This window comes from Micrococcus sp. 63XJN7_6_ISO-PGPR-S23-444 (assembly GCF_058072765.1).
Genome location: NZ_CM176516.1, coordinates 1646590 through 1671457, shown reverse-complemented (window position 1 = coordinate 1671457; position 24868 = coordinate 1646590). Strand labels below are relative to the sequence as shown.

Annotated in this window: 22 protein-coding genes; 14 read left to right on the top strand and 8 right to left on the bottom strand. The window is 73.6% G+C overall.

Annotated features, from left to right (window positions below; genetic code table 11):
• Positions 1-43 precede the first annotated feature (43 nt).
• Positions 44-1132 carry a catalase family protein gene (locus AC3RJ9_RS07570; protein ID WP_181743494.1) on the bottom strand — a complete coding sequence of 363 codons (1089 nt, stop codon included), beginning with the start codon at positions 1130-1132 and terminating at the stop codon, positions 44-46.
• Between the two features lie 208 nt (positions 1133-1340).
• Here AC3RJ9_RS07570 and AC3RJ9_RS07565 point away from each other — a divergent pair, with 208 nt between their 5' ends.
• The 4 genes from AC3RJ9_RS07565 (at position 1341) to AC3RJ9_RS07550 (ending at position 5676) form a co-directional block, all read left to right on the top strand.
• Entirely contained in the window at positions 1341-2993 is a 1653-nt protein-coding gene (locus tag AC3RJ9_RS07565; protein WP_141843604.1) for an ABC-F family ATP-binding cassette domain-containing protein, read from the top strand.
• 114 nt (positions 2994-3107) lie between these two features.
• Positions 3108-3791 (top strand): type 1 glutamine amidotransferase domain-containing protein, encoded by a 684-nt coding sequence (locus tag AC3RJ9_RS07560; RefSeq protein WP_141843606.1) that lies wholly within the window; start codon positions 3108-3110, stop codon positions 3789-3791.
• A 41-nt stretch (positions 3792-3832) separates the two neighbouring features.
• Positions 3833-4843: an NADP-dependent oxidoreductase gene (locus tag AC3RJ9_RS07555; RefSeq protein ID WP_141843608.1), complete on the top strand. Its 1011-nt coding sequence runs from the start codon at positions 3833-3835 to the stop codon at positions 4841-4843.
• A gap of 26 nt (positions 4844-4869) precedes the next feature.
• A complete protein-coding gene (locus AC3RJ9_RS07550) occupies positions 4870-5676 on the top strand; it encodes an alpha/beta fold hydrolase (RefSeq protein WP_237068965.1) in 807 nt (268 codons plus the stop codon).
• A gap of 31 nt (positions 5677-5707) precedes the next feature.
• On the opposite strand, the gene AC3RJ9_RS07545 is transcribed toward AC3RJ9_RS07550, so the two are convergent.
• On the bottom strand, positions 5708-6199 hold the full coding sequence (locus AC3RJ9_RS07545) for a MarR family winged helix-turn-helix transcriptional regulator (protein ID WP_036382885.1): 492 nt from the start codon (positions 6197-6199) through the stop codon (positions 5708-5710).
• 111 nt (positions 6200-6310) lie between these two features.
• On the opposite strand from AC3RJ9_RS07545, the gene AC3RJ9_RS07540 reads away from it, so the two are divergent.
• Complete coding sequence (locus AC3RJ9_RS07540; RefSeq protein WP_002855232.1) at positions 6311-6730, top strand: organic hydroperoxide resistance protein; 420 nt, start codon at positions 6311-6313, stop codon at positions 6728-6730.
• Positions 6730-7155: a DoxX family protein gene (locus tag AC3RJ9_RS07535; protein WP_095694796.1), complete on the top strand. Its 426-nt coding sequence runs from the start codon at positions 6730-6732 to the stop codon at positions 7153-7155. The genes AC3RJ9_RS07540 and AC3RJ9_RS07535 overlap by 1 nt, the downstream gene beginning before the upstream one ends.
• A 139-nt stretch (positions 7156-7294) precedes the next feature.
• On the opposite strand, the gene scpC is transcribed toward AC3RJ9_RS07535, so the two are convergent.
• Entirely contained in the window at positions 7295-8809 is a 1515-nt protein-coding gene (scpC, locus tag AC3RJ9_RS07530; RefSeq protein ID WP_134416734.1) for a succinyl-CoA:acetate CoA-transferase ScpC, read from the bottom strand.
• Between the two features lie 190 nt (positions 8810-8999).
• Here scpC and AC3RJ9_RS07525 point away from each other — a divergent pair, with 190 nt between their 5' ends.
• Positions 9000-10334 (top strand): DUF4921 family protein, encoded by a 1335-nt coding sequence (locus AC3RJ9_RS07525; protein WP_370510498.1) that lies wholly within the window; start codon positions 9000-9002, stop codon positions 10332-10334.
• A 43-nt stretch (positions 10335-10377) separates the two neighbouring features.
• Positions 10378-12030, top strand: a complete 1653-nt coding sequence (locus AC3RJ9_RS07520; RefSeq protein ID WP_036338696.1) for an ABC1 kinase family protein — start codon at positions 10378-10380, stop codon at positions 12028-12030.
• A gap of 28 nt (positions 12031-12058) precedes the next feature.
• Here the strand turns inward: AC3RJ9_RS07520 and AC3RJ9_RS07515 are convergent, their stop codons facing one another.
• A complete protein-coding gene (locus AC3RJ9_RS07515) occupies positions 12059-13189 on the bottom strand; it encodes a saccharopine dehydrogenase family protein (RefSeq protein WP_141843612.1) in 1131 nt (376 codons plus the stop codon).
• 143 nt (positions 13190-13332) lie between these two features.
• Here AC3RJ9_RS07515 and AC3RJ9_RS07510 point away from each other — a divergent pair, with 143 nt between their 5' ends.
• Positions 13333-14322: a cation diffusion facilitator family transporter gene (locus AC3RJ9_RS07510; protein ID WP_036338702.1), complete on the top strand. Its 990-nt coding sequence runs from the start codon at positions 13333-13335 to the stop codon at positions 14320-14322.
• Between the two features lie 27 nt (positions 14323-14349).
• Here the strand turns inward: AC3RJ9_RS07510 and arfB are convergent, their stop codons facing one another.
• The 3 genes from arfB to AC3RJ9_RS07495 form a co-directional block, all read right to left on the bottom strand.
• Positions 14350-14805, bottom strand: coding sequence for an alternative ribosome rescue aminoacyl-tRNA hydrolase ArfB (gene arfB, locus AC3RJ9_RS07505; RefSeq protein ID WP_036338705.1), 456 nt, complete (start codon positions 14803-14805; stop codon positions 14350-14352).
• Positions 14798-16243: an MFS transporter gene (locus AC3RJ9_RS07500; RefSeq protein ID WP_078025875.1), complete on the bottom strand. Its 1446-nt coding sequence runs from the start codon at positions 16241-16243 to the stop codon at positions 14798-14800. The genes arfB and AC3RJ9_RS07500 overlap by 8 nt, the downstream gene beginning before the upstream one ends.
• Positions 16244-16380: 137 nt before the next feature.
• On the bottom strand, positions 16381-18123 hold the full coding sequence (locus AC3RJ9_RS07495; protein ID WP_078025874.1) for a bifunctional 3'-5' exonuclease/DNA polymerase: 1743 nt from the start codon (positions 18121-18123) through the stop codon (positions 16381-16383).
• 239 nt (positions 18124-18362) lie between these two features.
• Here AC3RJ9_RS07495 and AC3RJ9_RS07490 point away from each other — a divergent pair, with 239 nt between their 5' ends.
• Positions 18363-19844 (top strand): sugar porter family MFS transporter, encoded by a 1482-nt coding sequence (locus AC3RJ9_RS07490; RefSeq protein ID WP_078025873.1) that lies wholly within the window; start codon positions 18363-18365, stop codon positions 19842-19844.
• Positions 19845-19917: 73 nt separating this feature from the next.
• On the opposite strand, the gene AC3RJ9_RS07485 is transcribed toward AC3RJ9_RS07490, so the two are convergent.
• Entirely contained in the window at positions 19918-21219 is a 1302-nt protein-coding gene (locus AC3RJ9_RS07485) for a dicarboxylate/amino acid:cation symporter (RefSeq protein WP_078025872.1), read from the bottom strand.
• Positions 21220-21447: 228 nt separating this feature from the next.
• On the opposite strand from AC3RJ9_RS07485, the gene AC3RJ9_RS07480 reads away from it, so the two are divergent.
• Genes AC3RJ9_RS07480 through AC3RJ9_RS07465 form a run of 4 tightly spaced genes read left to right on the top strand, consistent with a single transcriptional unit; the run spans position 21448 to position 24846 of the window.
• Entirely contained in the window at positions 21448-22089 is a 642-nt protein-coding gene (locus AC3RJ9_RS07480; RefSeq protein WP_002855197.1) for an ABC transporter permease, read from the top strand.
• The gene (locus tag AC3RJ9_RS07475; RefSeq protein WP_036338721.1) at positions 22086-23093 is read left to right on the top strand and encodes an ABC transporter ATP-binding protein; all 1008 of its coding nucleotides are present in this window, start codon (positions 22086-22088) and stop codon (positions 23091-23093) included. Before AC3RJ9_RS07480 ends, AC3RJ9_RS07475 begins: the two co-directional genes overlap by 4 nt.
• Complete coding sequence (locus tag AC3RJ9_RS07470) at positions 23090-23842, top strand: ABC transporter permease (RefSeq protein ID WP_036316433.1); 753 nt, start codon at positions 23090-23092, stop codon at positions 23840-23842. Before AC3RJ9_RS07475 ends, AC3RJ9_RS07470 begins: the two co-directional genes overlap by 4 nt.
• Positions 23839-24846, top strand: coding sequence for a glycine betaine ABC transporter substrate-binding protein (locus tag AC3RJ9_RS07465; RefSeq protein WP_123244025.1), 1008 nt, complete (start codon positions 23839-23841; stop codon positions 24844-24846). The genes AC3RJ9_RS07470 and AC3RJ9_RS07465 overlap by 4 nt, the downstream gene beginning before the upstream one ends.
• The last annotated feature ends 22 nt before the right edge of the window (positions 24847-24868 follow it).

Genomic DNA, 24868 nt, shown 5'->3' with positions numbered 1-24868 from the left:
TTCGAGAATCCTTTGGGGTGAATGGTGAGGGGTGGGGCCGGGATCAGTCCGGGATGTCGTCGAGCGACGACGGCTCGGGGGCCGGGCGGTCGTTGAACTCGTGGCGGAAGCGAGTGGACTGCTCATAGGCGCGCTTGCGGACGCGCATGATGGAGCCCAACGGCTGGTGCTCGACCACGCCGTTCCAGGGGTTGAAGGTGAGGGCGTCGTCGCCGTAGACGCGGCGGGGATGGCTGTAGCTCTCCTGCGCCTCGATGCGCAGGGTGGCGACGGGCTGGTGCGGGGCCTCCTCCTCGTCCCACAGGACGGAGGCGTCCTCCACCGGCATGCGCTCCGGGTCGGTCGCCAGCTGCGCCCGCAGGACGTACTCTGCGCTCTCACGCGAGAAGAAGTCGGCGACGATCTCGCTGATCGAGGAGAAGTCCTCCACCTTCATGTCCTGACCGGTCAGGGCGCGCACGTTCTCGGACGCCGGGGCCAGCGAGATCTTCGCGACGTGGTCCCCGTAGCGCAGGGCGCCCTGGGTGAAGTACGTCTCGCCGAGGACGTGGGCGTTGTCCCGCCCCAGGCCCTCCAGGGTGGCGCTGGGGGTCCCCCCGACGGTCTCCACCGCACCCCGGACCACGCGCGCGGCGCCCGTCGTCAGGCGCTGCAGCAGCTCGGGGGACTGGGAGTTCTTCTCCAGCAGGCTCAGCATCTCCTTGTAGCGGGCCACGGTGCCGAAGGCGAGCGTCGGGAAGTTCACCATGAGGAAGTCCTGATTGTGGCTGTCCAGGTCCGGCAGCAGCCGCTTGCCCTCCACCCCCAGCACCTTCAAGGCCCAGCCCCGCGGGGCGGGAGTGCGGTCGGTGTGGATGTCCCCGGGTGCGGAGGAGAGCCGCGCCACCGCCTCGTAGGTGCCCGGACGGGCGAAGATGCCCTGCGCCAACTCGGGAGCCAGGCCCTCATGGACCTCCAGCGTGGCCTTGAGGACGGCGTGGCTCTTGGCGTGGGCATCGCGGTGGGCGTGCTTGTGCTCTCCCGCCGCGCGGCGCTGTGACGCGCCCATCTGGGCCAGGATCTCGCGGGTCAGGTCCTCCTCGCGGTCGACCGAATGCTCGATGTCGGGCGTGTACTTCACCGGTTCAGTCATCAGTGCTCTGCCTTCTCTCTGGAGCGCCGTGTGCGCCGCGCGGAGCCGCGCACCTGACCCTGGCGACGCTATGACTCTTCCCATGTCAGGGCAAGGAAGGAAACGCGCCGCAGGTCTGGGAGTCGGTGCCCGGGGGCGGTGCCCCGGGGGATCTGTGACAGTGTGGCGGTGACCCGCCCCAGGGAAGCGCACTCGAGCCAGGAGAAGCATGACCGCCACCCTCGTCGCCTCCGGCCTGGCCGGCGGCCACGGCCATCGCACGCTGTTCGACGCGCTCGACCTCACCGTCGCGCCGGGGGACGTCGTCGGCGTCGTGGGGGCCAACGGCGCGGGCAAGTCCACGCTGCTGCGCATCCTCGGCGGGGACCTGGCCCCGCAGGCCGGCACGGTCAGCCTGGCCCCGGCCGACGCCTTCGTCGGCTGGCTCCCGCAGGAGCACGAGCGCGTGCCGGGGGAGACGGTGGCCGGGTACATCGCCCGCCGCACCGGCTGCGCCGAGGCCACCCGCGAGATGGACGAGGCCGCCGAGGCCCTGGCGGACCCGGACGTCACCGACGCCGCCGCGGACCGCTACAACACCGCCCTCACCCGCTGGCTGACCTCCGGCGCCGCGGACCTGGAGGAGCGCATCCCCGCCGTCCTCGCCGACCTCGGCCTGGACCTCTCCGCCTCCCCGGAACAGGTCCTCATGACCTCCCTCTCCGGTGGGCAGGCCGCCCGCGTCGGCCTCGCCGCGCTGCTGCTCTCCCGCTTCGACGTCGTGCTCCTGGACGAGCCCACCAACGACCTGGACCTCGACGGCCTGACCCGCCTGGAGGCCTTCGTGCAGGAGCTGCGCGGCGGCGTCGTGCTGGTGAGCCACGACCGCGAGTTCCTGGCCCGCTGCGTCACCCGCGTCCTGGAGCTCGACCTCGCCCAGCGCACCAACCGCGTCTACGGCGGCGGCTACGAGGCCTACCTCGAGGAGCGGGCCACCCTGCGCCGCCAGGCCCGGGAGAGGTACGAGGAGTTCGCCGAGCAGAAGCAGGACCTCGTCTCCCGCGCCCGCACCCAGCGGGAGTGGTCCAGCCAGGGCGTGCGCAACGCGATGAAGAAGTCCCCGGACAACGACAAGCTGCGCCGCAAGGCCAACAGTGAGTCGAGCGAGAAGCAGGCCCAGAAGGTCCGGCAGATGGAGAGCCGCATCGCGCGCCTGGAGGAGGTGGAGGAGCCGCGCAAGGAGTGGAGGCTGGAGTTCACCATCGGTGCGGCGCCGCGCTCCAGCTCGGTGGTCGCCACCCTCAACGACGCCGTGTTCCGGCAGGGCGGCTTCACGCTCGGCCCGGTGTCCCTCCAGGTGAACGCGGGGGAGCGGATCGGCATCACCGGGCCCAACGGGGCCGGCAAGTCCACCCTGCTGCGCGGGCTGCTGGGCCGCCAGGCCCCGGACGAGGGCATGGCCGCCCTGGGGTCCAGCGTGCAGATCGGGGAGATCGACCAGGCGCGCTCGCTGCTGGTCGGGACCGTCCCGCTCGCCGCGGCCGTCGAGGCGCTCGTGCCCGAGATGGCCTCCGGGGAGGTGCGCACCCTGCTGGCCAAGTTCGGCCTCAGGGCCGACCACGTGAACCGCCCTGTGGACGAGCTCTCGCCCGGCGAGCGCACCCGGGCATCCCTGGCCCTGCTCCAGGCCCGCGGGGTGAACGTCCTGGTGCTCGACGAGCCCACCAACCACCTGGACCTGGAGGCCATCGAGCAGCTCGAACAGGCCTTGGAGACCTATGAGGGCGCCCTGCTGCTCGTCACCCACGACCGCCGCATGCTGGACACCGTCCGCACCGACCGCCGCTGGCAGGTCCAGGACGGGCGGGTGACGGAGCGCTGATGTCCTGGGCGCGGCGGCCGCGGCGTGAGGCCGGTGGGCACCGTCACCCTTGCCCGAGATTCGGTTGCGTACGACCATGAGAGTGCAGTCCCCACCGACGAAAGGCCCCCAGACATGTCCCGCATCCTGATGATCCTCACCTCGCACGACCAGCTGGGCGACACCGGCCGCAAGACCGGGTTCTGGCTCGAGGAGTTCGCCTCGCCCTACTACGTCTTCACGGACGCCGGCCACGAGGTCACCCTCGCCTCGCCCCGCGGCGGCCAGCCGCCCATCGACCCGACGAGCTCGCAGCCGGAGATGCAGACCGAGGCCACCCGCCGGTTCGACCAGGACGAGGAGGCCAAGGCCGCCCTGGCCCACACCACGCCCCTGGCCCAGGTGGACGTGGACGGGTTCGACGCCGTCTTCTACCCGGGTGGTCACGGCCCGCTGTGGGACCTGGTGTCCGACGCCGACTCCACGCGGATCATCCTCGACAGCGACGCGGCCGGGCGCCCGCTCGGCCTCGTCTGCCACGCGCCCGGGATCCTGCACCCGATCACCGCCGCCGACGGCACCCCGTTCGTGCGCGGCCGTCAGGTCACCGGGTTCACCAACGGCGAGGAGGAGGCCGCCCAGCTGACGGACGTCGTCCCGTTCCTCGTCGAGGACTCGCTGATCGCCGCCGGCGCGGACTACCGCAAGGGCCCGGACGGGGAGAGCTTCGTGGTCACGGACGGCACCCTGGTGACCGGCCAGAACCCGGCCTCCTCCGCCGACGCCGCCCGCCGCCTCCTGGACCTGCTCGCGCGCTGATCCTCCACCGAGCCCGCCGCCCCGACCCCGAGGAGACCACCATGAGCACCCCCACCCGCACGCGCGAGATCCACCTCGCCTCCCGCCCCCACGGCGCCCCGACGCCGGAGAACTTCCGCCTCACCGAGGTCGAGCTCCCCGAGCTCACCGAGGGCCAGGTCCTCGTGCGCAACACCGTGATGTCCGTGGACCCGTACATGCGCGGCCGCATGAACGACGTCGAGTCCTATGTGCCTCCGTTCCAGCTCGACGCCCCCCTCGACGGCGGCGCGGTGGGCACCGTGATCGCCTCGCGCCACGCGGACGTGCCGGAGGGCACGTCCGTGCTCCACGGCCTCGGCTGGCGCGAGCACGCCGTCCTCGACGGCGACACCGTCCAGGCCGTGGACACCTCCCAGTTCTCGGACAGCACCTACCTGGGCGTGCTGGGCATGACGGGTCTGACCGCCTACACCGGCCTCGTGCACGTGGCCGAGATGCAGGAGGGCGACGCCGTCTTCATCTCGGGCGCCGCGGGGGCCGTCGGCTCGGTCGCCGGCCAGATCGCCCGCCTCCTGGGCGCCTCGCGCGTCGTCGGCTCGGCCGGCACGCCCGAGAAGGTGGCGTGGGTGAAGGAGCTGGGCTTCGACGCCGCGTTCGACTACCACGACGGCTCGCCCACGGACCTGCTGGCCGAGGCCGCGCCGGAGGGGATCGACGTCTACTTCGACAACGTGGGCGGCGACCACCTCGAGGCCGCCATCGCCGCGCTGCGGGTCGACGGCCGCGTGGCGATGTGCGGTGCGATCGCCCAGTACAACTCGACGGAGCCGCCGGCGGCCCCGCGCAACCTCGCCCTGGCGATCGGCAAGTGCCTGACCCTGCGCGGCTTCGTCCTGCAGAAGTACGCGGCGCAGGTCCGTCCCGAGTTCCTCGAGCGCGTGGGCCCGTGGGTCGCCGACGGAAAGATCCAGTGGGACGAGACCGTCCGGGAGGGTCTGGAGAACGCGCCCCAGGCGTTCATCGACCTGCTCGAGGGCGCCAACACGGGGAAGATGGTCGTCCGGCTGTGACGAGCGACGGCGCACTCGGGGGCGGCATGGACACCTTCCGGCATCAGGGCCTGACCTTCGATGTCCGCGACGGCGGGCCGGCCGAGGGGGAGGTGGTCCTGCTGCTGCACGGCTTCCCGCAGGACGCCACGTCCTGGAGGCACGTCGAGCCGCTGCTGCACGCCGCGGGGCTGCGCACCCTCGCGCCGGACCAGCGCGGCTACTCCCCGGGGGCCGCGCCGCGGGCGACGGCGGCCTACCGCCTCCCGGCGCTCGTGGGGGACGCCGTCGCGCTGGCGGACGCGGCGGGGGCGCGGCGCGTCCACGTCGTCGGCCATGACTGGGGCGGCGCCGTCGCCTGGGCGCTGGCCGCCGCCCACCCCGAGCGCGTCGCGTCCCTGACCGTCCTGTCCACGCCGCACCCGGCCGCCCTGGCCCGCGCCCTGCGCGGCCCGGACCAGCTGCGCCGCAGCTGGTACATCGCCGCCTTCCAGGCACCGGCCCTCCCCGAACGGATCCTCTCGCGACGGCTGGGCTCCCTGCTGCAGCGGGGGCAGGTCCCCGGGGCGGAGCACTACGCCCGCCGGTTCTCCACCCCGCAGAGCCTGCGCGGCCCGGTGAACTGGTATCGGGCGAACCCGGATCTGGTGACCACCACGAGCAGCGCGCCCGTGTCGGTCCCCACCACGTATGTGTGGGGCACCCGGGACGCGGCCCTGGGGCCGCGGGCCGCCGAGCTCACGGCGGGGCAGGTGGCGGGGGAGTACCGGTTCGTGGCGCTCGACGCGGACCACTGGCTGCCCGAGCGCGAGGCGGACGCCGTCGCCCGGGCGATCCTGGACCGGGTGCGCTGACCCGCGCTCCGCGCGGGCCGCTCCCGCCGTTTCAGCGCGGCCCGGCGGCCTCGGTGATCCGGTTCAGCAGGTCCATGAGGACCTGGCGCTCGGTGGTGTCGAGGGGGATCCGGGTGAGGGCGTCCACCGGGACCGTCCGGGCGGACGCCCGCAGCGCTCGTCCCTCGTCCGTCAGCCGGACCAGCACGCGTCGCTCGTCGTGGACGTCGCGCTCCCGCGTGACGAGCCCCATGCCGGCCAGGCGCCGCACCAGGGGTGTGATCGTCCCGTTGTCCATGCCGAGCCGGTCCCGCAGCGCGCCGACCCCCAGCGCGCCGGCGGCGTCCGACGTCGACGCCTCCGTCTCAGCCGAGGCGTCACTCTCCACCTGCCACAGGGTGAGCATCACGAGGTACTGCGGGTAGGTGAGGCCGAGGCGGGAGAGCAGGGGGCCGTAGCCGCGCGTGACGGCGCGCGCCGCCCGGTGCAGGGCGAAGCAGAGCTGGTCCTCGAGGGCGAGGCTGGGGGTCGGCGCGGCATCCATGGGAGCGATTCTAGTGGTCGCTGGGGAGCGACTTGGTTGCGCGCGACCTAACCGGGTGGCAGGCTGGAGCCGACTCGTCCCGCACGGGGCGGGCGGATGAAAGGACCTCTCATGGAGACCATCTACACCGCCGAGGCGCTCAGCACCGGCGCCGGCCGCGACGGCCATGTCCGCACCACCGACGGGCGGGTCGACCTCGACCTCGCGGTGCCCACCGAGATGGGCGGCTCCGGCCAGGGCACCAACCCCGAGCAGCTGTTCGCCGCCGGCTACGCCGCGTGCTTTCACTCGGCCCTGCAGATGGTCGCCCGGGCCTCCCGTGCCGACATCACCGACTCCTCCGTCGGCGCGCGCGTGGGCATCGGCCGCCAGGGTGAGGGCTTCGGCCTGGAGGTCACCCTCGAGGTCGTGCTGCCCAACGTCCCCGCGGACCAGGCCCGCGCCCTCATGGAGCAGGCGCATCAGGTGTGCCCCTATTCGAACGCCACCCGGGGCAACATCGACGTCGTCCTCGAGCTCGGGGAGGCGTGATGACGAAGCGCCGGCAGTCCGCCCCCCTCTCCCAGACCGCCGCCCGCCTCGGCCTCGGCGGGTTCATGACCGCCGCGGGGCTGTCCCACCTCACCGTGGCGCGCCGTGAGTTCCGCGCCCAGGTGCCCTCGTGGGTCCCGCTCCCGGCGGACCTCGTGGTGCTCGGATCCGGCGTGGCCGAGATCGGCCTCGGGGCCGCTCTGCTGGCGCTCCCCGGGCAGCGCCGCCTGACCGGCACCGCCCTGGCGGCCTTCTACACCGCGATCTACCCCGGGAACATCGGGCAGTACGCCGAGCGCAAGGACGGCTTCGGGCTGGACACGGACGGTCGCCGCCTGGCGCGGCTGTTCGGCCAGCCCGCCCTCATCGCGGCCGCCCTGTGGGCCGCGGGAATCCCCGAGCGGGAGCAGGGCGGGCGCGGCTGACGCCGTCGCCGGCCCCGCGGGCCTGGGCCGGCTCCGGGCACGTGCCCGGAGCCGGCGTGATCTCACCCTGCCGCGAGGCGCGGCCCACTGTAGGGTGCCCCGTCGCAGGTGTCCCGCAGGTGTCCGGTCCGGCGGGCCGTCAGCCTTGACGCATCGTCCCGGTCTCGAGGAAGCGCTGGTGCCAGGACAGGGCCTCGCCCAACAGGTGCGGGGTGTGCAGGCCGTCCGACCCGCGCATCGCGCGGTCGAAGTAGTCCCGCAGCTGCTCCCTGTAGTCCGGGTGCGCGCACGTGTCGATGATCGTGCGGGCGCGCTGCTTGGGGGAGAGGCCGCGCAGGTCGGCCAGCCCCTGCTCGGTGACCACCACGTGCACGTCGTGCTCGGTGTGGTCCACGTGCGAGACCATCGGCACGATGCAGGAGATGTCCCCGCCCTTGGCCGTGGACGGGGTGAGGAAGAACGAGGTGAACGCGTTGCGGGCGAAGTCGCCGGAGCCGCCGAGACCGTTCATCATCTTCGTGCCCATCAGGTGCGTGGAGTTCACGTTGCCGTACAGGTCGGCCTCGAGCATGCCGTTCATGGCGAGGATGCCGAGCCGGCGCACGAGCTCGGGGTGGTTGGAGATCTCCTGGGTGCGCAGGATCAGCTTGTCCCGATACTTCGCGGCGTTGTCGTTGAACCGTTCGGCGGCCTCGGTGGACAGGGAGAACGCGGTCGCGGACGCGGTCGCCAGGGTGCCGGAGTCCAGGGCGTCGAGCATGCCGTCCTGCACCACCTCGGTGAACGCGGACAGGCCCGTGAACCGGGACTTCACGAGCTCGGACATCACCGCGTTCGCGATGTTGCCCACGCCCGACTGCAGCGGCAGCAGCCGCTCGTCGTACCGGCCCTGGGCCACCTCGTGCTCGAAGAACTCCACGAGGTGCTGGGCGATCGCGATCGAGTCCGCGTCGGCGGGCTTGAACGGGGAGTTGCGGTCCGGGGCGTGGGTCTCGACGACGGCCACCACCTTGGCCGGATCGCACCGCAGGTACGTCTCACCGATGCGGTCTGCGGGGTGGGTGAGCATGATCGGCGAGCGGTGCGGGGGCAGCGCGGTGCCGTAGTAGACGTCATGCAGACCCTCGAGGTCCTCGCTCTGCCACGAGTTGACCTCGAGGATCACCTGATCCGCCAGGTCGATCCAGGACTTGTTGTTGCCCACGGAGGAGCTGGGGACGAGACGGCCGTCCTCGCGGATCCCGGACACCTCGATCACCGCCGTGGTCATGGGCCCGTAGAAGCCGTTCCACACGGCCTGCGCCAGGTGGGACAGGTGCGTGTCGATGTACTCGATCGCGCCAGCGTTGATCTTGGCGCGCATCGTCGGGTCCGACTGGAACGGGGTGCGCAGCGCGACGGCGTCCGCCTCGGCCAGCGCGCCGTCCATCTCCGCGGAGGTGGACGCCCCCGTGTGGAGGTTGATGCGGAACTCCTCGCCGCGCGCGTGCAGCGCCTTCGCCCGCTCGGCCAGCGCCATCGGCACAGCCTTCGGGTAGCCGGACCCCGTGAACCCGCTCATGCCCACGGTGGTGCCGTGCTGGATGAACGCCGCCGCCTCCGCGGCGGACATCACCTTCGACCGGAGGCCGGGGTGGTGGATGCGGGACGACATGGGTGAGGCCTCCGTGCGGGTGAGACGAGTCGAGCGAGAGCGCTGTGACGTGGAACAGCGATCAGCGTACCCGCGTCACGGGTGGCCGTGGGGATGATCACGCCGGAGGTCACGGGGCCCGCCCTGCGTGATCGACGACGGCGAACAGGGCTCGGCACACCGGGTCGGCACCGCCTCGTATCCTGGCCTCGTGCACCCGTCTGTGAGCGAGCCCCTCACCCGACTGCCGGACGGCACCGTCAAGCAGCGCAACCCCTTCACCGGCACCGAGGTCTGGACCGTGCCCGGCCGCGGCCACCGCCCGCTCGGCCTCGTCCGGCCCGCCCCGCAGCCGCTCGACCCCGCCCAGCAGGGTCGGCACTGTGCCTTCTGCGAGCACCGCCTGCTGGAGACGCCGCCGGAGAAGTCACGCATCGTCTCCACGAGGGCCGACGACGGCGCCCCGGCTTGGCAGATCCTGCGGCATCCGGCCGCGGAGCGGCTCGGGGAGACGACCCCGGCCTTCCGCCGGGTCCCCAACCTCTTCGAGATCCTCAGCTACGACTACTGGCGTCTCAACCACGGCTACGAACTCCCCCCGGACGCGCGCCGCCGCCGTGACGAGTACCTGGCCACCGAGGCCGGCCGCGCCCACGTGCGCGCCGTCGTCGCCGCGAAGCTGCGCGCCTCCGGCCGCTCCGCCGAGGAGGCGGCGGCGATGTCCGAGGCGGAGCTGATCGCGGCGTCGGCCGCATTCTTCGGCGGCACGCACGACGTGGTGATCGCCCGGCGGCACTTCGTCTACGACGCCGTGGACGACCACCAGCTGGCCTCCTCGGGCACCCTCACCCCGGACGAGCACCACGCCTTCCTGGCCCTCACCGCCGACGCGATGCGGGACCTCTACGCGACCACGCCCGCCGTGCGGTACGTCTCCGTGTTCCAGAACTGGCTCAAGCCCGCCGGTGCCTCCTTCGACCACCTGCACAAGCAGCTCGTGGCCATCGACGAGGTCGGCGCGCAGAACGCCGCCGTCCTGGACCGGCTGCGCGAGGACCCGCAGGTGTTCAACCACGCCGCGCTGGACGTGGCTGTGGCGCACGACCTCGTGATCGCCGAGAACGAGCACGCCGTGATGTTCGCCGGCTTCGGCCACCGGTACCCGACGGTCGAGGTCTACTCCACGAGCCCGGTGGGGCAGCCGTGGCGGCAGTCCGCGGCCGAGCTGCGCGCCGTCTCCGACCTGCTGCATGCCGCCCACGCGGCCACCGGCCCGGACGTCCCCTCCAACGAGGAGTGGCACACCCGCCCGCCCGGCGTCGCGGACCCGATGCCGTGGCGTGTGATGCTCAAGTGGCGCGTCTCCACGCTCGCCGGCTTCGAGGGCGCCACCAAGATCAACGTCAACACCCTCAGCCCGTGGGACGTGCGGGACCGGGTGCTGGCGAGGCTGCGGGAGCTGCGGGCGGCGGGCGCGCTCGCGGACGGGATGCGGATCGGGGCCGACGCGCGGGTCCGGCCGGGCATGCTCCGGTACGCGGACTGAGCGGCGGGGCCCGTCCCTCCGCGCGGTCGGTAGCGTGGGCGTCATGGCCCTCCACCTGCAGCGCTACCGCGAGATCGCCCACGTCATGGCCCGCAACGGCCTCATGGCCACGGCCGTGCAGGCCGGGCTCTCCCGGTGGCTGCCCCTCGAGGAGGGGGAGCCGCACCTGGGCATCGACGCCGAGGCCCGCCCCGAGCTGTTCGTGCGCACGTTCGAGGAGCTGGGCGTCACCTTCGTGAAGCTCGGGCAGCTGATCTCGGCGCGCCCGGACGTGTTCCCCGAGGCCTACTGCGCGGCGTTCGCCCGCCTCACGGACAGCACGTCGGCGGTGCCCTTCGAGGCCGTCGCCCGGACGGTCGAGGAGGACCTCGGCGCCGACGTCGACACCCTGTTCGCCTGGTTCGACCGGGCGCCCCTGGCCACCGCCTCCATCGGTCAGGCCCACCGCGCGCGCCTGCATGACGGGCGCGCCGTCGTCGTGAAGGTCCGCAAGCCCGGTGTGGTGGAGCAGGTCCAGGCGGACCTGGAGATCCTGCGGACGCTGGCGGCCACGTGGTCGCGGGCCTCACGGACCTTCGCCGACCTGGACGTGCCGGCCATGGTGGACGAGTTCGACCGCTCGCTGCGCGCCGAGCTCGACTACGTGGTGGAGGCGCGGGCCTGCGAGGAGATCGCCGCCGGCTTCCGGGACACCCCGGGCGTGCGGTTCCCGTGGATCGAGTGGGACCTGACCACCTCGCGCGTGCTGACCATGCAGGAGCTCTCCGGGCTGCGCGTGGACGACCTGGCCGGACTCGACGCCGCCGGCATCGACCGGGAGGAGCTGGCGTACCGGGCCGCCGACGTGCTGCTGGCCATGGTGTTCGAGCACGGCGTGTTCCATGCGGACCCGCACCCGGGCAACCTGTTCATCGAGCCGGACGGGACCGTCGGGTTCATCGACTTCGGCTCCGTGGGGCGGATCTCCCCGTCCCTCCGGCGCCGGTTCGCGGGCCTGGCCATGGCGCTGGCCCGGCAGGACACCGACGGGCTGGTGCGGGCCCTGCTGGACATCGCCCCGCCGCGCGGCCCGGTGGACCGCCGTCGGCTCCGGCTGGAGGTGGCCCGGATCGTCGGCCGCCTCGAGGGGCGCGAGCTCGAGGACATCCGCGTGGCGCAGCTGATCTCGGAGATCTTCGCCCTGGTGCGGCGCCACCGGCTGTCCCTGCCGCCCGAGCTCGTGCAGCTGCTGCGGATGCTGATCATCGTGGACGGCATCGGCCGCCGCCTGCACCCCGGCTTCGACTACACCCGCGTGCTCGACCCGTTCGCCCTGCGCCTCGTGGGGGAGCACCTCGACCCCCGGCGGGTGGCGGGCCGGATCGGCCGGGCCACGATCGCGGCGGCCGAGCTCGGCATCGACCTGCCGGAGTACGCCCGCAAGGTGATGGAACGCATCGACGACGGCGGGATCGACGTCACCGTCCGCGCGAGCGAGCTCGAGCCGCTCGTGACGCGCCTCGAGCGGACGGGCGACCGGGTGGTGGCCGCCATGGTGGTGGCCGCGATGATCACCGGCGGCACGAACGTGCTCGTGGCGTACAAGGACCGGCTCGGCCGCTTCGCCGGGCCGGTGGTGGCCGCCGGCGGCGCCGCCCTGACCGGCGGCAGCGCCTATCTGGCCTGGATCAGCCGCCCGCGGCGTCGCCCCCGCTGAGGGCCACGGGCGGGGTCAGTCGTCGGGATCATGCCCGCACCAGGCCGACCGCGGCGCAGGCCGTCTCGAAGTCGTCGAGGCCGAACGCCTGGATCGGGCTGACGACGCCGGCCTCGCGGGCCCGGCCTGCGGCGAGCTGACGGGCGCCCCAGGCCATGAGGTCCCCGGTCAACGTGTAGGCGTTGGGGCCGCGCAGGTGCACGTCCGCCACGACGCGGCCGGCCGCGTCCCGCGCGATCGCCCCGACTCGGGAGCCCGTGCGGGCCCGGTCTGCGGCGTCGGGGCCACCCGGGTCCCCGGCCAAGGGCCGCAGCAGGGCCTGCACGCCGCGGGCGACGCCGGGGAGCCACCCCACCGCGCCGAGGGCGGCGGCGCCGATCTGCGTGGGCCGGGCCGGGAACCAGCCGTTGAAGACCTCGACCTCATCCAGGCCGGGCTGCATCCGCGGCAGGAACAGGGACTCCGTGCCGCCGAACAGCACGCCGCGGCGATCCTGCCCGTCGACCCGGAAGACGGCCGACCGGCTGGCCGGGCCCGTCGTCGCCAGCCGCCCGCCGCGCCACGTGATCGTCCGCTCGGTGAGGGCGTCCACCATCGTCTGGCGCGTCCCGTGGCTGAGGTCGACGCGCGGGTCCAGCTCGCCGTCGGCGAAGTAGCCGATCTGCAGGGACCGTGCGCGTCCACCGGCCTGCGCCAGCGCGAGCCCGCCCGCGAGCATGCCCGGCGCGTAGTCGAAGCCGAGGGCGGGCAGCAGGGTGGCGCCCGTGCGTCGGGCGGTGGCGTCCAGGTCCGCCTTGAGGTCCTTCACGAAGCCGATCTCACCGGTCGAGTCCACGTAGTGCGCGCCCCTCTCCGCGGCGGCGCGGGCGACGGGCCGGCCGTAGCGTTCGAAGGGGCCGACCGTGGAGACCAGCACATCGCCCTCCGTGACCAGGGCCCTCAGCGAGGCGGGGTCCCCGGCGTCGGCGACGGCGACCTCCAGCCCGTCGTGCCGCCTCGCCGCGTGCTGGAGCGAGTCCCGGTTCCGGCCCGCCAGCACGGGCCGTGCGCCCTGGGCCACGAGGGCGTCCACGACGAGGGATCCGGCGTAGCCCGTCGCGCCGAGCACGATGATGCGGGGGGCGTCGGGGCGGTCGAGGTGCAGGGGAGAATCCGTCATGGTCCCACGCTAGGCCGCGCACGCGGAGACCTCACGGGCTCGGCGACGCCGATCCGCGTGGACCCCCTCTCGCGCTCCCGGACCGGCGGACCCGGACATGGCGAGCCTGGCCCGGCACCCGCCTGCAGGGGCAGACTCGGGGGATGACCCGTACCCCGCCCGCCGTCGCCCCGCCCGCCGCCGAGACCGGCGGCGAGAGCCTGCTGACCGTCCTGATCGCCCTCGGCGTGAACGCGGTGATCGCCGTCGTCAAGTCGATCGTGGGCGCGGTCACCGGCTCAGCCGCGATGGTGGCGGAGGCCGCGCACTCCTGGGCCGACGCCGGCAATGAGGTCTTCCTGCTGCTGGCGGAGCGTCGGGCCGGCCGAGCCCCCGACGCGCGGCACCCGCTGGGCTACGGGCGCGCGGCCTACGTGTGGTCGATGGTCGCGGCCTTCGGCCTGTTCGCGGTGGGCTCGGCGGTCTCGGTCTGGCACGGGATCACGGCCTGGTCCGCCCCCGAGGAGGAGGCGGAGTACACGATCGCGTACATCGTGCTCGCCGTCGCGTTCGTGCTCGAGGGCATCTCGTTCCTGAACGCGCATCGGCGCGTCCGCCGCGACGCGGAGCGGCGGCACATCAGCGATGCCACGTTCCTGCGCCAGACCTCGGACCCCACCCTGCGCGCCGTGTGGGTGGAGGACGCCTCGGCCCTGATCGGCCTGGCCATCGCGGCCGCCGCCCTCGCCCTGCACCAGCTCACCGGGGACCCCCGGTGGGACGCCGCCGGCTCGATCCTCGTGGGCGTGCTGCTCGGGGTCGTCGCGATCTTCCTGCTCTCGCGGAACATGGCGTTCCTCGTCGGCGAGGTCGCCGACCCGGTGATCCGGACCCGGGTGCTGCGCTGGCTGCTGGAGCGGCCCGAGGTGCTCTCCGTGAGCTACCTGCACCTCGAGTACGTCGGCCCGGAGAAGCTCTTCGTCGTCGGGGCCGTGGACCTGGCCGGGGACGAGCGGGAGAGCGAGGCCGCGGTCCTGCTCCAGCGCGTGGAGGACGCCCTCCTCGAACACCCGCGCGTGGCCGCCGTCGTGCTCTCCCTGTCCAACCCCGCCCACGCGCCCCTGGCCCCGGAATCGCAGAACACCCGCGTCTGAGCCCGCGCGGCCGGCGGGCGAGCGGCCTCAGTCGAGGCCGGGGCGGCGGCGCGTGCGCTTCACCTCGGAGCGACGGTGTTTGGCCTCCAGGCGGCGCCGCCGAGAGCCGCGCGTCGGCTTGGTAGCCCGCCGCGGCGTCGGCGGGGCCAGGGCCTCGCGCAGCAGCGCCGCGAGCCGCTCGCGGGCGGCCACCCGGTTGCGCCGCTGGGCCCGGTGCTCCGCCACGCTGACGGTGAGCACCGTGCCGGCCAGCCGGGGCGCCAGCCGTGCGAGGACGCGGGCGCGCTGGACGTCGTCGAGGGCGGAGGTGGCCGCCAGGTCCAGACTGAGCTGGACCCGCGAGTCCGCCGTGTTCACGCCTTGACCGCCCGGGCCGGAGGCGTGGGAGAAGCGCTCGACGAGTTCGCCCGCGGGGATGACCAGCCCGCGGGGTGCGCCGGGGCCGGGGGTGACGCGCACGTCGCCGGGGCGGGGCTCAGCCACGGGGCGCCGCCGTCCGTGGTCCGCGCAGGTCCGCGAGTGCGACGAGGAGCGCGAGCGCCATGCACCCCGCCACCAGGGTGAAGGCGGCCATGAACGCCCCGTCCCAGTCGGCACCGGAGGCGACGCCCAGGAACACCCCCACGATCACGGCGGTGCCGACGGCCGTGCCGACGCGCTGGCCGGTCTGCAGGACGCCGCCGGCCGTGCCGGAGTGCCGCGGCGGGACCTCGGCCAGGCTGAGGGTCTGGTTGGGGGAGACCACCAGCCCCTGCCCGGCACCCAAGATGGCGAGGGTGAGCAGCAGCCACCACGGGCTCAGGCCGAACTCCCGGTTGGCCCACGCCACCCCGATGGAGCCCACGACGGCGAGCAGCGCCAGCGCGATGCCGAGGACGACGATCTTCCGGCCCGTGCGCAGCACCACGCGACCGGCCACGGTGGACATCACGCTCGACATGACCGCCGAGGGAAGGCCGATGAGTGCGGCGTGCAGCGCCGGGTAGCCCAGCCCGTTCTGCATGAACATGGCGATCACCACGAACATGCTGGTCGAGCCGGTGAAGTAGATGGCGATCAGCAGGGCGCCGCACGCGAAGCTGCGGGTCTGGAACAGGCGCAGGTCCACCATCGGGGCGCGGCCCCGTCGGGCGTAGCGGGCCTCCCAGCGTGTCCAGAGGGCGGCCAGGCCGATGCCGACGGGCACGAGCACGAACCGCCACGGCCCGAGCTCACGGTCCAGGAACGGGAGCATGACGGCCACGAGGGCGCCGGCCAGCAGGACGACGCCGACCGGGTCCAGGTCCGGGCGCCGCGCCCGCTCGGGGGCGGTGCGCGGCAGCCAGTGGCGGGCCACGACGAGGGCGCCGAGGGCGATCGGCACGTTCACCAGGAAGGTCGCGCGCCAGCCGAGGTCGCCGCCGAGCCACGCGATGAGCCCGCCGCTGAGCAGCGGCCCCACCGCCACGGACACCCCGACGACGGCACCGAGCGCCCCGAACGCCCGGGCGCGGGAGGTGCCGGAGAACTCGCTTTGGATGAAGCCGGTGACCTGCGGGTTGAGCAGGCCCGCGCCCACGCCCATGACCAGGCGCGCGAGCACGAGCAGGACGCCCGTGGGCGCCAGGCCGGACAGGAGCGCACCGAGCGCGAACACGCCGAGGCCCACCATGAACAGCCGGCGTCGTCCGAAGAGGTCACCCGCCCGGCCCGCCGGCACGAGCACCATGCCGAACACGAGGGTGTAGCCGGAGATGGCCCACTGCAGCTCCGCGTCACTGGCGTCCAGGCCCCGCTGCAGGGCGGGCAGGGCCACGTTGATGCTGGACACGGCCAGCAGGGACATGAAGATCGGGATGAGGAGCACCGCGAGGATGCGCTGCTGGTGCGGGGTGAAGACCGAGGACGCGGCGCCGTCGGACGGACGCGGGGCGACGGGCATGCGGTCTCCTTCACAAGGGTGTCTCGGGCGCTCTCCAGGATCGGCCCTCGTCCCGCATCGTGCCAGGTCCGAGGGTCCTCGGCCCGGTGCGGCGCACGGAGGCCATGACCGCGACCGTCGCCCTGCCGCCCCGTCGCTCACTTCGCGTCCGCGTACGACCCCACGCTGGAGACGGTGAGCGGGAAGTCCACGGGGGCGGGACCGAACAGCAGGCGGCCGGCGGCGCTCGCGGACTCCGCCACGACCGTCCGCACGGCCTCGACCTCCGTGGCCGGGCCGTGCAGGACGACCTCGTCGTGGACGAAGAACACGAGTTCCGTGCGCATGCCGGCCGAGCGCAGTCGACGGCGGATCTCGCCCATCCAGCACAGCGCCCACTCGGCCGCGGTGCCCTGCACCACGAAGTTCCGGGTGAAGCGGCCCTGGGAGCGCCGCCGTCGCCGGGCCGCGGACTCGGCGGCCTGGGTGCCGACGTCGGACACGGACTCCTGCCACTTCCGCCCCGGCGCGGGGGACCAGCGGCCCAGCCACGTGGACACCTGGCCGCCTCCCTCGCCGACGGAGGCCGCCCGCTCGAGCAGGCCGATCGCTCGGGGGTAGAGCCGGCGCAGGTGCGGCATGAGCGCCGCGGAGTCGCCCGTCGTCGAGCCGTACATCGCACCCAGCAGGGCGATCTTCGCGCGCCCGCGGTCGGCCAGCGCGGTGCCGGCCGCCCGGCCCTGCTCCGCCACCTCCCGGTACAGGTCGGGCGTGGTCCCGGCACGGGCCAGCGCCTCGTCGGCGGCCATCGCGGCGAGGATGCGCGGCTCCACCTGGGAGGCGTCGGCCACGGTCAGCGTCCACCCGGGGTCTGCGCGGACGGCGTCGCGCACCCCGGCCGGGACCTGCATGGCCCCACCGCCGTGGGCGGCCCACCGCCCGGTCACCACGCCGCCGACCAGGTAGGCGGCGTGGAACCGGCCGTCGTCGCCGATCCACTGGTCCAGCCAGTGCCAGCCGTTGGCCGTCCACAGCCGGGCCAGGGCCTTGTACTCCAGCAGCGGCGCGAGCAGCGCGGCCCGCGCCTCGCGTTCCGCGCCGCCGGCGTCGATCCAGTGCTTCAGGTCCCACTGCCGTGTGGACTCCACGGCCACGCCCGCCGTCTGCAGCGCCCGCAGCAGGCTCGGCTGCGAGTCGGGGCTCAGCCCGGGGGAGCCCAGGACGTCGGCGATGCGTTCGGCCAGGGTCTGCAGGCGGGCGGGACGCTCGCCCGGTGCAGGCCGGGGGCCGAGCTGCTCGGCGAGGAGCGCCTCGTGCACGCCCCGGTCCCACGGCAGACCCGCCGCCCGGATCTCTGCGGCCACGAGTGCGCCCTGCGACTCCGCCGCCGCGAGCAGCCGCAGCCGGTGCGGGTGGGCCGAGCCCTCGACGGCCGCCCGCTGCGCGGCCAGCTCCGCCGCGAGCACGGTGACGTCCGGAGCGGGGCCGGCCTCGTCCGGCAGGTCGAAGAAGGACTCCTGACCGGCGGGCACCCGCGCCGGGCGCACGGGCTCCGTCGGGTCGGCGACCTCGAGCTGCGCCACGGGCGTGTAACGCACCCCGCTGCCCGGCGCCGTTGCCGCGTGCCGCAGGATCCGCTGGACGAGGGCCAGGTCCCAGCACCGATCCACCCGCACCCCCGCCACCAGCCAGGCGGCGTACTCCGTCCCGACGTCGGCGAGCACCCAGCGGACCGTGCTCGGGTCCACGCCCAGGCGGGCGGGCAGACCGGCCACGAGCCCGGCCACGGACCCGGCGGCGCAGGATCCCAGGGGAGAGGCGCCGTCGCCTTCCCCGTCCAGGGCCCACCAGGCGCCGGGGCTGCCGACGGAGGCGGGGGCGGGGCCCAGGACGACGAACATGGCCCTCATTCTGCCCCGTGACCCGAGGCGCCGTCTGCCGCAGCCCTGTGCGGCAGACCTCCCGGCACGGCGGCGACCACGGCGGGCGCAGCGGGCACGGTTCCCCCTGATGTCCCGCCGCCTCCTCGGGGGGCGGGGAGAAGGGCTGTGCGACTTGCACGCTCGCTGAGCGGAGAACACACTGTGCGGACGCACCGGCGCGCAGCGGGCCGTCGGGCGCCACCCAGAGAGGACCCACCATGACAGCGACCCGGTCCGGCGGCGCCGCGACGTCTCGCCTCAACGCCAAGGTGGTCGGCATCTCGGTCGCCGCCGCGCTCGGCGGTTTCCTGTTCGGCTTCGACACCTCTGTCATCAACGGTGCCGTGGACGCCCTCGCCGGGGAGTTCGGCCTCGGCGCCGGTCTGACGGGCTTCGCCGTCTCCTCGGCGCTGATCGGCTGCGCGCTCGGCGCCTGGTTCGCCGGGCCGATCGCCAACCGCCGCGGCCGCGTGCCCGTGATGGTGATCGCCGCGATCCTGTTCCTGGTCTCCGCCATCGGCTCGGGCCTGGCGTTCGGCGTGGTCGACCTGATCTTCTGGCGCGTGGTCGGCGGCCTGGGCGTGGGCGCCGCGTCCGTGATCGCTCCGGCGTACATCGCGGAGGTCAGCCCGGCCCATGTGCGCGGTCGCCTCGGCTCGCTCCAGCAGCTGGCGATCGTCCTCGGCATCTTCGCCGCGCTCCTCACGGACGCGCTCTTCGCGACGATGGCCGGGGGAGCGGCGCAGCCGTTCTGGCTCGGCGTCGACGCCTGGCGCTGGATGTTCCTGGCCGAGGCCGTCCCGGCGGTGCTGTACGGCCTGTTCGCCCTGAAGCTGCCGGAGTCCCCGCGCTACCTGGTCGCCCGCGGCCGCACGGACGAGGCGGCCGAGGTCCTGCACGAGTTCACCGGTGTGGACCGGGTGAACCTGATGATCGAGGACATCCGGCGCTCGCTGGACTCGGAGCGCCGCGAGTCGCTGGCGGACCTGCGCGGACCGTCGGCGGGCCTGCAGCCGATCGTGTGGATCGGCATCCTGCTCTCCGTCTTCCAGCAGGCCGTGGGCATCAACGTGATCTTCTACTACTCCACCACCCTGTGGCGTTCGGTGGGCTTCGGGGAGTCGGACGCCCTCACGGTCACCGTGATCACCTCGGTCACGAACATCGCCGTCACCCTCATCGCGATCGCCCTGGTGGACCGCGTCGGCCGTCGCCCCATGCTGATCGCCGGCTCCGCCGGCATGACGGTCAGCCTCGGCCTGATGGCACTGGCCTTCTCCTTCGCGCAGACCGGCGGCGCCGAGTCCGTCTCCCTGCCGCAGCCGTGGTCCACGGTGGCGCTGGTGGCCGCGAACGCCTTCGTGGTGTTCTTCGGCGCCACCTGGGGTCCGCTGGTCTGGGTGCTGCTGGGCGAGATGTTCCCGAACCGCATCCGCGCCGGCGCGCTCGCCGTGGCCGCCGCCGCGCAGTGGGCGGCGAACTTCACCGTCTCCACCACGTTCCCGTGGTTGGCGGACATCGGCCTGACCCTCGCCTACGGTCTGTACGCGGTCATGGCGGCGCTGTCCCTGGCCTTCGTGGCGGCCTTCGTCCCCGAGACCAAGGGCAAGACGCTCGAGGAGATGAGCGACGTCGTCGTGCGTTCCCCGGGGCAGCGGCGCGCGGTGCGCGCCGAGGCGGAGCGGGATCTGCGCGGCTGACACCGCCCGTCCCGACGACGGCCCCCTCCCTGAGCTGCAGACAGGGAGGGGGCCGTGGTGTGTGCGGGGCGGGTCAGCCGGCGTCGGCGCCGGTCGCGGCCCCCTCGTCGTCGAGGCGCTCCAGGCCCTCGTCCTCGGAGTCCTCGATGAGACGGTCTCCGGCGATCTTGTCGACGATCATCGCGATGGCGGCGTCGCCGGTCACGTTGGTGGCGGTGCCGAAGGAGTCGATGGCGATGTACGTGGCGACCATGAGCGCGACCTGCGGCTCGGTGAAGCCGAGCATCGAGGTCAGCAGGCCCGAGGCCGCCACGATCGCGCCGCCGGGCACGCCGGGCGCCGCGATCATGGTGACGCCCAGCATGAAGATGAAGCCCACGAACACCGGGACGTCGATCGACTGGCCCGAGAGGAACAGCACCGCGATGGAGAACGAGACGATCTTCACGGTGGAGCCGGCCAGGTGGATCGTCGCGCACAGCGGCACGACGAACGAGGCGATCGGCCGGCGCACGCCGAGCAGCAGGGTCTGGCGCAGGGTCACCGGGATGGTCGCCGCCGAGGACGAGGTGCCCAGGGCCGTCGCGTAGGCCGGCAGCATCGTCTTCAGTGCCGTGAACGGGTTGCGGCCCGCGATCGTGCCCGCGACGACGTACTGGAGGAGCAGCAGCACCACGGTGAGGCCGAAGACCAGCAGGATCACGCCGAGGAACGTGGTGATGACCTTGAAGACCTCGCCGGCGGCGGTCATGTTCAGGAACACGCCGAAGATGTAGACGGGCAGCAGCGGCACGATCAGGCCCATGACGACCCGCTCGATGATCGATCGCAGCTGGTCGAAGCTCTCGTGCAGGGCGCCGCGCGGCAGCATCGTCAGGCCGATGCCGAGCACGAACGCGAGCAGCAGGGCCGTCATCACGCCGAAGGGCGGGTCCATCTGCACCTCGAACAGCGGGCCGAGCAGCGCGTCCTCAGGGTTGGCCATCCCCTCGAAGGACCCGGGCGTGAGGATCAGCGGGAAGACGAGCAGGCAGACCAGCAGGGCGCCGAAGCCGCCGACCAGGGTGGAGCCGTAGGCGATGCCGCCGGTCAGGGCCAGCAGCTTCCCCGCGCCCCGGCCGATGTCGCCGATGGCGGGGGCGACGAGCGCCAGGATCAGCACCGGGACGATGAAACCCAGGAAGTTCGAGAACAGCCCGTTGAAGGTGGCGAAGGCCTGCACGAGCCAGGTCGGCGCGACCAGGCCGACGAGGACGCCGGCCACGATCGCGACGAGGATGCGGGGCAGCAGGCCGAAGCGGCGGCGGGGCACGGCGACGGCGCCCCCGGAGTCGGGGCCGGACGCGTCGAGGGCATCGGAGTGGGAGCGAGACATGGCCGACACGCTAGCGCAGGCCGTCCTGCCCGTCGCCCGGTCGGTAGGCCATCCTTGGCGGTGCCGGTGACCCCCTTCGTGGCGCAGAACACAGGGAGCGCCACCATCTCGGGGAGCGTGCAAGAGCACGCCCGACCCACCCGGACCGAAGGAGACGACGATGACGGTCCTGCCCCGCCCCGCAGACGCCCGGGCCGCCCAGGGGTGCGCTGCCGGCGTGGAGGCCGCATGAGCGAGTTCCTCGCCTCACGCTGGCCCGACATCCTCTTCCGGGCGTGGCAGCACGGGTGGCTCGTGCTGCAGGCGCTGGCCATCGCCACCGTGCTCGCCATCGCGCTGGCCGTGATCGCCACGCGGATCAAGGCCCTGACCCCGATCGCGAACGCCTTCACGGCCGTCGGGCTGACCCTGCCCTCCTTCGCGCTCATCGGCGTCCTGATCCCCCTGGTGGGCATCGGGACCGTCCCCGCCGTCGTGGTGGTGGTCTTCTATGCCCTGCTGCCCATCCTCCGCAACGCGCTCGTGGGTCTGCGCGGCGTGGACCCGGAGGTGCTGGAGGCCGCCCGGGGGATGGGCATGGGGCCGGTGGCGCTGTTCACCCGGGTGCGTCTCCCGCTGGCCTGGCCCGTGATCCTCACCGGCATCCGGGTCGCGGGCCAGCTCGGCATGGGCGTGGCCGCGGTCGCGGCCTACGTCCTGGGGCCCGGACTGGGCTCGTACATCTTCACGGGGCTGGTCTCCCTGGGCGGCGCCAACGCGTTGAACTACGCCCTCGTGGGCACCCTCGGCATCGTCGTCGTCGCCCTCGTCCTGGACGGGCTGCTCGTGCTGCTCGGCCGGCTCACCATCTCGAAGGGACTGCGCGCATGAGCACCGACCGTGACGCCGGGGCCGAGATCCGTCTCGAGTCCCTGACGAAGCTCTATCCGGGGCAGGACCGTCCCGCCGTGGACGCCCTGGACCTCATCATCCCCGCGGGGGAGACCGTGGTGTTCGTCGGCCCGTCCGGCTGCGGCAAGACCACCTCGCTGAAGATGATCAACCGCCTCATCGAGCCCACCTCCGGGCGGATCCTGATCGGTGGGGAGGACATCACACGCCGCGACCCCACCCGGCTGCGCCGTCAGATCGGCTACGTCGTGCAGGGTGGCGGGATGATGCCCCACCTGTCCGTCGCCGAGAACGTCGGCCTGGTGCCGCGCCTGCTCAAGTGGGACCGCCGGCGCATCGCCGACCGCGTGGACGAGCTGCTCGACCTCGTCGGCCTGGACCCGGCGATCTACCGAGACCGTTTCCCGCGCGAGCTGTCCGGCGGACAGCAGCAGCGCGTCGGCGTGGCGCGGGGCCTCGCGGCGGATCCACCCGTGCTGCTCATGGACGAGCCCTTCGGCGCCGTGGACCCCCTCACCCGCCAGCGCCTGCAGAAGGAGATGCTCGACATCCAGGCCAGGGTGGGCAAGACCATCGTGATGGTCACCCACGACGTGGACGAGGCCGTGCTCCTGGGCGACCGGATCCTGGTGCTCGAACCCGGCGCGCACGTGGCCCAGTACGCCACCCCCGAAGAGGTCCTGGCTCGGCCGGCCACCGAGTTCGTGGCCGACTTCGTGGGGTCGGGGGCGGGGCTCAAGCGGCTGGGGCTGCGGTCGGTCGACTCGCTGCCGCTGCGCCCGATCGCACAGCACCCGACGGGCACGCTGCCGGGCGAGCCCGTGCTCGACGCGGCCACCCCGATCAGCGAGGCCCTCGCCGCGCTGGTCATGGCCCCGACGGAGGAGATCGCCGTGGTCCGTGATGGCACGGTCATCGGTCTGCTCGACTATCCGACACTGCGCGCGCACGCCCGCGCCAGCGACGAGCAGGCTCGGCCATGATCGCCCGGCTGCGTGCGGCCTCCGCCGAGGACCGCCTGCTCCTGATCGGCCTGCCGCTGCTCGTGGCCGCCCTGCTGATCGGGTGGACCGTCTGGGTGCGCGGAGCCGCCCTCGACGACGTCGAGGCCCGGCTGCTGACCTGGCCCACCGTCCTGCGCCTCACCGCCGAGCACCTGGCCCTCGTCGGCGTGTCCACCGTTCTGGTCGTGGCGACGGCCGTCCCGCTCGGCGTGCTGCTGAGCCGCCCCGCCGCCCGGCGGTTCACCCCCGTCGCCATGGGGCTGGCCAACGCCGGCCAGGCCGCTCCCGTGATCGGCGTGATCGTCCTGCTCGCCATGGCGTGGGGGTTCGGCTTCCGGGTCGCCGTCCTGGCCCTGTCCCTCTACGCGTTCCTGCCCGTGCTGGCCAACACGCTGGCCGGGCTGCGGGGTGTCGACCCCACCGTCGTCGAGGCGGCCCGCGGCATGGGCATGTCGCCGCTGCAGACCCTGCTCCGGGTGGAGCTGCCCTTGGCCCTGCCCGTGATCATGGCGGGTCTGCGGACCGCCCTGGTGCTGCTGGTGGGCACCGGGGCGTTCGCGACGTTCATCGACGCCGGCGGCCTCGGCCTGCTCATCCAGACCGGGATCGTCCTGTTCCGCTTCCCGCTGCTCGTCTCGGGGGCGATCCTCGTGGCCGCCCTCGCCCTGATGATCGAGTGGATCGGCCGCCTCGTCGAGACGCTGGCCACGCCGAGGGGGCTCGCATGACCACCCCGCGCGCGACCCTCCCGTCCCGCCGCCGCGGCCGGACCCCCGCTCGTGCCGCGCTCGCCGCGCTCGGCCTGGCGGCCTCCCTGGTCCTGTCCGGGTGCGGGCTGAGCACCGCCGGCGGCTACCTGCCCTCGGGCACGCCCGCCGGCGACGTCGCCGGGATCGACCTCGAGGGCGCCCACGTGGCGGTGGGCTCCAAGAACTTCAACGAGGGCGTCGTGCTCGGCAAGATCACCGCGATCCTGCTGCGCTCCGCGGGGGCCGACGTCGAGGATTTGACCAACATGCCGGGTTCGCTCAGTGCGCGCCAGGCCCAGGTCGCAGGCGTCGTGGACGTCGAGTGGGACTACACGGGGACGGCCTGGATCACGTACCTGGGCCACACCGATCCGATCCCGGACGCCCAGGCGCAGTGGGCCGCGGTCCGGGACGAGGACGCGCAGCAGGGCCTGGTGTGGCTGCCGCCTGCCGAACTCGACAACACCTACACCCTCTCCGTGCGCCAGGACCGGGCGGAGGAGCTCGGCCTGGAGACCCTGGCGGACATCAAGGACCTCCCCACGGAGGACCAGTCCTTCTGCGTGAGCGCCGAATTCGCCGCCCGCAACGACGGGTTCCTGCCCATGCTCGAGGCCTACGGGATCGAACGGCCCACCGGATCCCGGCTGCGCCAGATGGACATCGGGGCGGTGTTCGCCGCGGTGGCGGACGGGTCGTGCACCTTCGGGGAGGCGTACGCCACGGACGGGCGGATCGCCGCGCTGGACCTGACGACCCTGCAGGACCCGCTGAGCTTCTTCCCGAAGTACAACGCGGCCCCCATCGTGCGCGAGGAGGTCCTGGCCGAGCACCCCGAGATCGCCGACCTGCTGGCGCCCGTGACCGCGCGCCTGGACAACGCGACGGCCGCGCGCCTGAACGCCCGGGTGGACGTCGACGGCGAGGAGCCCACCCAGGTCGCGTGGGACTGGCTCCGCGAGGAGGGCCTGATCACCGACTGACGGTCACCCGCCGCGTGGCACG